Source organism: Nocardia barduliensis, from assembly GCF_013315795.1.
Lineage (GTDB): Bacteria > Actinomycetota > Actinomycetes > Mycobacteriales > Mycobacteriaceae > Nocardia > Nocardia barduliensis.
In genome coordinates, this window is the sequence record NZ_JABLTE010000203.1 from 1 (window position 1) to 6,895 (window position 6,895).

Sequence of the window (6,895 nt, forward strand, 5' to 3'; positions counted from 1 at the left end):
ACCCCCGACCGCACCACCACCGATCACGAGATCGCGCTCACGACTCCCGCCGACGAGGACCCCGATGTCATCACCGTTGTGCGGGATGCACTCGCGGCGGTGCGCGATGACTGAGCCCGCCGTAACGACGAGCGATCCTCGACCCCACCCGAGCGGCCCGACGCGCAACCGAACCGAGTTCCCTCGGTGTGCTCGTCAGCGGCCTGGTGACGCTGGTGTTCGGCTGGCGCTACGCGGACCCGCTCATCGGTGTGGGTATCGGCCAGTTCGTGCTGCCGAGGGCATACAACCTGGGCAAGCAGGCCCTGCGGATCCTGTTCCAGCACGCCCCGGCAGGTCCGGACGTGGACGACGTCACCGCCGCTCTCGAGGCGCTGACCGGGGTGCGGCAGGTCCATGACCTGCACGTGTGGACGTTGACCTGCGGGATGGAGGTGGCCTCCGCGCACGTGGCGATCGACGACGATGCCGACCCCGATACCGTGCTGGGCTCGGCGCAACGGCTACTGGCCGACAGATTCACCCTGCACCACGCCACCCTGCAGGTCGAGCGTCACAACACCGCCGAGCACTGCGAACGAATGTCCTGGTAGAAGACCGGGCGGCTGCACCACCGGCAACAGCGCTGCCCTCCGATTCTGATCCGGCCGAGTTCATCGACGGGTTCGAGCAGCGCATGTGCGATGGACACTCGCTTGGACCTGCGCCGGAAACGAGTCGCGGGATAGAGAAAGTCTTATGTGCGGCGACGGCATAGCGCGGTCATGATCTGCTCTTTGGTGGGAAGGTCGAGTCGGCAGGTTGGCGTGGCGCTGGGCGGTGTGCCCATCAGGTCGACGCCGTCGATAAGGATGGTGGGCGAGGGGTATTCACCGATCCGCTGCTGGATGGGGATGTTGAGGTGCAGCCGGTGCAGGCAGGTGCGCAGTAGTTCGATGGTGGCGGGTGCGTTCGGGCAGTTGGGTACGGTGAGCACTTCGATCGTGGTCATTGTTTTCGGTTACCTTGGTTTCTCGTCGATTCGGAGGGCTCCGATGAGCCCGTGGGTGACGGCCCGTCCGACGGCAGTGTGCGGTTCCGCTTGCGGAGGGTGCGGCGCAGTTTGCGTTCCGACAGGCGCCCGAAGCAGAAGGGTTCGCCGTCGATGAGGACTCCGGGAGCGAACAGTACTCCCGCTTTCTGTGCCAGCGCGCGGCCTCCGTTGGTGGCGAGGTCGATCTCGGTGATGTGTAGCGCGTAGTCGGTGCTCACGTGGTGCAGGACCTGTTTGGCGTGGTCGCAGAATGCGCAGTTGGGTTGGGTGAGCAGGGTGATCGCGACTGGGGCGGTCATGGTTTGCGTTCGGTGGCCAGGTCGGCGAGGAGCTTGTTGGTGGGGACGAACATGGTGTAGTTGGGGGCGCCGCCGTAGTCGGCGCGCCAGGAGATGGTGCCGTCGGGTCCGACGAGGACGAAGCTGTGCCCGGCGGTCTGCTCGCGCATCATCCCGTATTTGTGGGCGTCGTAGGCGTGGATGACTTGTTGGGTTGGGTCGGCCAGCATCGGGGTCGACACTTTCTGGTCGGCGGCTTTGCGTGCCTGCTGCGCGACCGGGTCGTGGGAGATCGATACCACTGCGTCGATCCCGGCTGCTTTCAGTGCGGCCTGGTTGTTTTCGAGGTCGGTGATCTGGTCCCAGCAGGGCTTGCACATGAGACCTTCCTGGAAGTACAGCAGCACACTGCGTCCGCGGTAGTCGCTGAGTGAGACGGTGTCGCCGGTGTGGGAGGTCAGGGTGAAATCGGGGGCGGGTGCGCCGATCCCGGGGTTTCCGGCGACGTGCCGGTAGCCGCTGCCGCCGTCGGCGGCGGTGTCTTGGTTACTGCGAGCATTCTGGTAGATCAGGAACAGGGCACCCACGGCCAGGACGGCGAGTATCGCCACGAGTGTCGGCCAGCGTCGTTCGTCGGCGGCTTCCGGCGGCTGGGCCGCAGTCTGCTGGGCGGCGATGCGCCGGCGGCGAATATTTCGGTCACGTTTGCCGACTGGTCGTGTGGTGGCGGTCTTATCGCTGTTGGCGTTCACTGTCGGTCCTCCTCGACAGATTCCGGTATCGGTGCGGGCGTGTGCTCGTCGCCGCAGTATGGATCGCGGGTGTCCGCGGTCGGTGTGCGTGGACGGAGGCAGCGGCGGATCAGCAGGGCTGTAGTTGCTATGAGTAGTGCGGCGACGACTCCGCCGGGCAGCCAGGACACGGTGTCTTGGATCCGGTCGCTGATGTGCTGTAGCCACGCGCTGACCTCGGCCTGCCAGCCGCCGGTATTCATTCCGGCGCCGGTGAACGCCAGCACCCCGGTCAGTACGCCCATGCCGATCATCAGCACGCCGCTCAGCGCGGTCCCGACCGCGAGGTCGTGCCGCCGGTGGCCTACCCGGATCCGCAGGGTTCGGTCGGTGAACAGTCGAGTGGCCCGTTCTCGGCGTCGATCCCAGATCAGCGCGACCAGTGCCAGCGGTGCGACCATTCCGGCCACATAGGATGCCGCGACGGTCAGGGCCACGGGGAACGAACCGGACGCCCCCGAGAGGACCGCGACACCGACCAGGACCGGTGTACAGCAGGCGCTGGCGATCCCGGAGAACGCACCCAGCAGATAGGCCGAGGAGTAGCTGTCCTCGCGCGCCGTGCGCATGCTGGGCATGGGCAGGTTCGGCTTCCAGCCCGTGAGCACCGCGACGCCGCCGATGATCATCAGTGCCCCGCCGATCGAGAACACCCAGATGTGCTGTTCGATGAACAGTCTGCTCACCGCGGTGGCACCCAGGCCGATGGGCAGGATCACTGTGGCCACGCCGGCACCGAAGATCAGCGTGGCCGCGACGACGCCGCCGCGGTGCCGGAATCCGGTGGCTAGGTAGGCTGGCAGCATCACCGACACGCAGCAGGGTGCCAGCAGGGCTACCACGCCGCCGAGAAACGACGCCAATAGTGTTGTGCCGATCAACAATTCACCCATTGTCAGAGCCCTTGCCTGCGATCTGTCGGCGCATCGCCGGGATTCCCGCGGCCGCCTATGTCGGCGGCCGGGTGATGGTCAGTGGCATGGCTGCCCCATCTGCGAGGTCATGGTGTCCATGCGCTCGGCCATGTCGCTCAGTGCGCCGGCGGGTGGGCCCGCGACGAATCCGAGGGTGAGCGCGGCGAGCACTCCGGCAGCGGCCAATGCGGCGATCACCGGAGCCCGGGATCGGCTGGGTTGCGGTGTCGCCGACGCGTCCGCTACCGGCAGATCGTTCGTCAGGCCGTCGAGTTCGCCGATGGTCTTCGCACGGTAGGCCGCGTCGAGACGCTCGGTGTAGTCCGCGAGCGTCAACCTGCCGGTGCCGACCTCGGTCTGCAGCTGGGCAGCCACACGTTCACGGTCAGCATCACCGGCACGTATCCATGGCTGTGCGCGATACGGTTCGGTCACCTTTATCACCTACTCTCGCTGGTTTCGCTGTCGGCCTGCTCACCCATGGACCGCTGCTGCGCGCGCAGCTCGGCGAGGTCGTGCTCGACGCCGACCGGTTTCGCGCCCATCCGGCAACTACCCCGCAGCATCGGGTGGATACAGCAGACATAGGTGCGCGCCCCTGCAGTCGCGAGTCCGGCGGCGAGCCAGGTCGACATCACAGCGCCTTGTGGTCGCGTCGCTCAGCCTTCAGCTGTTCGATCTCGGTGCGCATTCTGGCGATTTCCTGCTTGGTGGCCTTGCCGTCGGTGGTGTCGTCAGGATTGCGCATGCCGTGGCCGCGGATGTACGACATCATCAGACCCATGCCGACCGGGCAGGCCAGCACGGCGAGGGTGACCAGGAGCGATTCCATCGCAAACCTTCTGCTACTGGGGCATCTTCGGACACATGCCGCACTCGGCCAAGCCCCAGCATCATCAGCTGGCAGTTCCACCAGGACTGCAGGTTCGCCATCATGTTCGGGGTCATTGGTTTGTCTCCTTGCTCGGTTGTTCATTTCGTGTGTTTGGACCCGGCTATCGAGTCCGGTCTTTTGCTGTTCTTGGCTTTTGCCGAGGGCATGCACGATCGGGCGGGCGAGTACGTCGCGTTCGGCGGCCGGGACCGCGTTCGTGGCGCGCCAAATGTTCGAGCTCGGTCGGTTCGGTTTCGTCGAGACGAGGATCGCCGAGCCGATCCTCACCGGGCGCAACGTCGGCGCGAGCGTCGGTGACCGACGCGGGTTCGGCAACGGGTGTGGGCCGGAATCGCCGTAGCCGTAGGCTGTTCGACACCACGAACACGCTGGAGAACGCCATCGCCGTACCCGCGATCAGCGGGTTCAGCAGCCCGGTCGCGGCCAGCGGCAGCGCAGCGACGTTATAGGCGAACGCCCAGAACAGATTGCCCTTGATCGTGTGCAGGGTGCGGCGCGCCAACCGGATGGCGTCGACCGCGGCCATGAGATCGCCACGGACCAAGGTCAGGTCCGAGGCTTCGATGGCGACGTCGGTACCGGTGCCCATGGCCAGCCCGAGATCGGCCTGAGCGAGCGCGGCGGCGTCGTTGATACCGTCGCCGACCATTGCCACGACCCGGCCCTCGGCCTGCAGCTGCTTGACGACATCGACCTTGCCGGTGGGCAGGACCTCGGCGATCACCTCGCAGATGCCGACCTCGGCGGCGATCGCCAGCGCGGCGGCGGTGTTGTCGCCGGTGAGCAGCACCGGCCGCAGCCCCAGTGCCCGCAAGCCGCGAACTGCCTGCGCCGAGGTCGGTTTGACGGTGTCGGCGACAACCAGCACACCCTGCGCGGTGCCGTCCCATGCGACGGTGACCGCCGTACGCCCCTGGGACTCGGCGCGCTCCATGACCGAGCGCAAGCCAGCCGGGAGTTCGATCCCGCGTTGCTCGAGCAGCATCGCCCGGCCCACCAGCACGGCACGGCCGTCGACGGTGCCCTGCACGCCGAGCCCTTCCAGGCCGGCGAAGTCGGTGACGGCGGGCAGTGCGCCCACTCGCTCGACAGCGCTGCTGGTGATGGCCTTGGCGATCGGGTGCTCGGAGGCATCTTCCAGCGCGCCTGCCAGCCGCAGGATCTCGATCTCGCCGGCATCGCCTTCCGCGTGGACCTCCAGCAGGGCCATCTTGCCGGTGGTGACGGTGCCGGTCTTGTCGAGTACCACGGTGTCGATGCGGCGCGTCGATTCCAGCACCTCCGGTCCCTTGATCAGGACACCGAGTTGCGCGCCTCGCCCAGTGCCGACCAAAAGCGCTGTGGGCGTGGCTAACCCGAGTCCGCACGGACAGGCGATGATCAACACCGCGACCCCGGTGCTGAACGCGAACGCCGCCCCGGCGCCGACTACGAGCCACGCCAGCCCAGTGGCGATCGCGATCGCGATGACGACCGGCACGAACACCGCCGAAACCCGATCGGCCAGCCGCTGGACCTGAGCCTTGCCGTTCTGCGCCTGCTCCACCAGCTTCGCCATCTGCGCCAACTGGGTGTCCGCACCGACCCTGCCCGCACGAACCACCAGACGGCCGCCCGCGTTGACGGTCGCACCGACCACCGGATCGCCGGGACCGATCTCGACCGGCATCGACTCACCGGTCAGCATGCTCGCATCGACCGCCGAATTACCCTCTTCCACCACACCGTCTGTGGCGATCTTCTCCCCGGGCCGCACGAGGAACCGATCGCCCACCACCAGCTGGTCGATCGGGATCCGCTCCTCGCCGCCGTCGCGCAGGACAGCGACATCTTTCGCGCCCAACTCCAGTAGCGCCCGCAACGCCGCGCCCGCGCGGCGGCGGGCGCGTGCCTCGAAAAACCGGCCCGCCAGAATCGCCGTGGTCAAGACGGCGGCTACTTCCAGGTAGATGTTCTGCCCGGCCATCCCGCGTTCGGCGCTGAGCGAGAAGCTGTGCCGCAACCCGGGAACTCCGGCATCGCCGAGGAACAAGGCGAACAGCGACCAGCCGAACGCGGCCAGCACACCCACCGAGATCAGGGTGTCCATGGTGGCGGTGGCGTGTTTGAGGTTCGCCCACGCCGCCCGGTGCAATGGCCACGCACCCCACACCACCACCGGCGCAGCCAAAGTCAGCGACAGCCATTGCCAGTTGGTGAACTGTAGTGGCGGCACCATCGCCAGCACCGTCACCGGAACAGCGAGCGCGAGACAGACCCACATCCGCTGCCGCATCGACCGCGTGTGCTCGTCATAGTCGTCGGCGTCGCTCGCCGCGGCAGCGGTCTCGGGACGCGCAACCGTTGCCGTGTAACCGGCCTCGGAGACCGCGTCGATCACATCCGACTCCGACACCGTGTCGGGGTAGCTGACCTCGGCCTTGCCCGTCGCGAAGTTCACCGTCGCGACGACACCGTCGAGCTTGCCGAGGCGGCGTTCGATCCGCGGCGGGCACGACGCACACGTCATTCCCGCGATCGACAGCTCCACCTGTCGCCGCACACCGGTGGACGCATGATCGGTGAACTCACTCATCTGTCACCCTCGCGCATGCTCATCGTCTCCGCGGCGCTCTCGACGGTCGGGCATCAGCCGACCAACTCGAAGCCGGCCTCGGTCACAGCCGCGCGCACCTCGTCCTCGCCCACTTGTCGCTCGCTGGTGACCACGACCCGGCCGCAGGCCACATCGACATCGACACCGTGCACGCCGGTGACGCTCAGCAGCTCCCGCGTCACCGCATTCGCGCAGTGCCCACAGGTCATACCGCGCACCGTATAGGTGGCCTCACTCATCGCCACTCCTTCGACAGATCGCGGGTCTATCTCGCTAAAGGTGTTTCCGGCGGTTTCTCTCAGTAGGTTCGGGCGTCGGGCCAGCGGTCGGCGAAGGTGATCGCGAACGCGTTGACCGCGGGCTTCCACCGCATGGTCCATCGTGCTCG

At 67.0% G+C, this 6,895-nt stretch carries 9 protein-coding genes and 1 pseudogene; 1 reads left to right on the forward strand and 9 read right to left on the reverse strand.

The annotated features are described in order from the left end of the window. Positions 1 to 179: 179 nt before the first annotated feature. Positions 180 to 593: pseudogene (locus tag HOV91_RS38115) on the forward strand (cation diffusion facilitator family transporter); the annotation flags it as partial. A gap of 143 nt (positions 594 to 736) precedes the next feature. Here HOV91_RS38115 and HOV91_RS38120 read toward each other — a convergent pair. The 9 genes from HOV91_RS38120 to HOV91_RS38160 form a co-directional block, all read right to left on the reverse strand. After that, a complete protein-coding gene (locus HOV91_RS38120; RefSeq protein WP_043736807.1) occupies positions 737 to 991 on the reverse strand; it encodes a hypothetical protein in 255 nt (84 codons plus the stop codon). Continuing rightward, complete coding sequence (locus HOV91_RS38125; RefSeq protein ID WP_051047278.1) at positions 988 to 1,332, reverse strand: glutaredoxin family protein; 345 nt, start codon at positions 1,330 to 1,332, stop codon at positions 988 to 990. The genes HOV91_RS38120 and HOV91_RS38125 overlap by 4 nt, the downstream gene beginning before the upstream one ends. Then, positions 1,329 to 2,063, reverse strand: a complete 735-nt coding sequence (locus HOV91_RS40400; protein WP_217441592.1) for a peroxiredoxin family protein — start codon at positions 2,061 to 2,063, stop codon at positions 1,329 to 1,331. The genes HOV91_RS38125 and HOV91_RS40400 overlap by 4 nt, the downstream gene beginning before the upstream one ends. Further along, complete coding sequence (locus HOV91_RS38135; protein WP_051047279.1) at positions 2,060 to 2,995, reverse strand: cytochrome c biogenesis CcdA family protein; 936 nt, start codon at positions 2,993 to 2,995, stop codon at positions 2,060 to 2,062. The genes HOV91_RS40400 and HOV91_RS38135 overlap by 4 nt, the downstream gene beginning before the upstream one ends. Positions 2,996 to 3,073: 78 nt before the next feature. Beyond that, a complete protein-coding gene (locus tag HOV91_RS38140; RefSeq protein WP_083888005.1) occupies positions 3,074 to 3,460 on the reverse strand; it encodes a DUF1707 SHOCT-like domain-containing protein in 387 nt (128 codons plus the stop codon). Beyond that, positions 3,457 to 3,651 carry a hypothetical protein gene (locus tag HOV91_RS38145; protein WP_043736809.1) on the reverse strand — a complete coding sequence of 65 codons (195 nt, stop codon included), beginning with the start codon at positions 3,649 to 3,651 and terminating at the stop codon, positions 3,457 to 3,459. The genes HOV91_RS38140 and HOV91_RS38145 overlap by 4 nt, the downstream gene beginning before the upstream one ends. Then, entirely contained in the window at positions 3,651 to 3,848 is a 198-nt protein-coding gene (locus tag HOV91_RS38150; RefSeq protein ID WP_043736811.1) for a hypothetical protein, read from the reverse strand. The genes HOV91_RS38145 and HOV91_RS38150 overlap by 1 nt, the downstream gene beginning before the upstream one ends. 163 nt (positions 3,849 to 4,011) lie before the next feature. Then, positions 4,012 to 6,486 (reverse strand): heavy metal translocating P-type ATPase, encoded by a 2,475-nt coding sequence (locus HOV91_RS38155; protein WP_083888006.1) that lies wholly within the window; start codon positions 6,484 to 6,486, stop codon positions 4,012 to 4,014. 53 nt (positions 6,487 to 6,539) lie between these two features. Continuing rightward, the gene (locus HOV91_RS38160; protein WP_043736814.1) at positions 6,540 to 6,746 is read right to left on the reverse strand and encodes a heavy-metal-associated domain-containing protein; all 207 of its coding nucleotides are present in this window, start codon (positions 6,744 to 6,746) and stop codon (positions 6,540 to 6,542) included. Positions 6,747 to 6,895: the final 149 nt, after the last annotated feature.

What these genes read in the sequence shown, in the direction of transcription:
- HOV91_RS38120 (WP_043736807.1), bottom strand. Translation starts at nt 991, where the DNA reads ATGACCACGATCGAAGTGCTCACCGTACCCAACTGCCCGAACGCACCC.
- HOV91_RS38125 (WP_051047278.1), bottom strand. Translation starts at nt 1,332, where the DNA reads ATGACCGCCCCAGTCGCGATCACCCTGCTCACCCAACCCAACTGCGCA.
- HOV91_RS38135 (WP_051047279.1), bottom strand. Translation starts at nt 2,995, where the DNA reads ATGGGTGAATTGTTGATCGGCACAACACTATTGGCGTCGTTTCTCGGC.
- HOV91_RS38145 (WP_043736809.1), bottom strand. Translation starts at nt 3,651, where the DNA reads ATGTCGACCTGGCTCGCCGCCGGACTCGCGACTGCAGGGGCGCGCACC.
- HOV91_RS38150 (WP_043736811.1), bottom strand. Translation starts at nt 3,848, where the DNA reads ATGGAATCGCTCCTGGTCACCCTCGCCGTGCTGGCCTGCCCGGTCGGC.
- HOV91_RS38155 (WP_083888006.1), bottom strand. Translation starts at nt 6,486, where the DNA reads ATGAGTGAGTTCACCGATCATGCGTCCACCGGTGTGCGGCGACAGGTG.
- HOV91_RS38160 (WP_043736814.1), bottom strand. Translation starts at nt 6,746, where the DNA reads ATGAGTGAGGCCACCTATACGGTGCGCGGTATGACCTGTGGGCACTGC.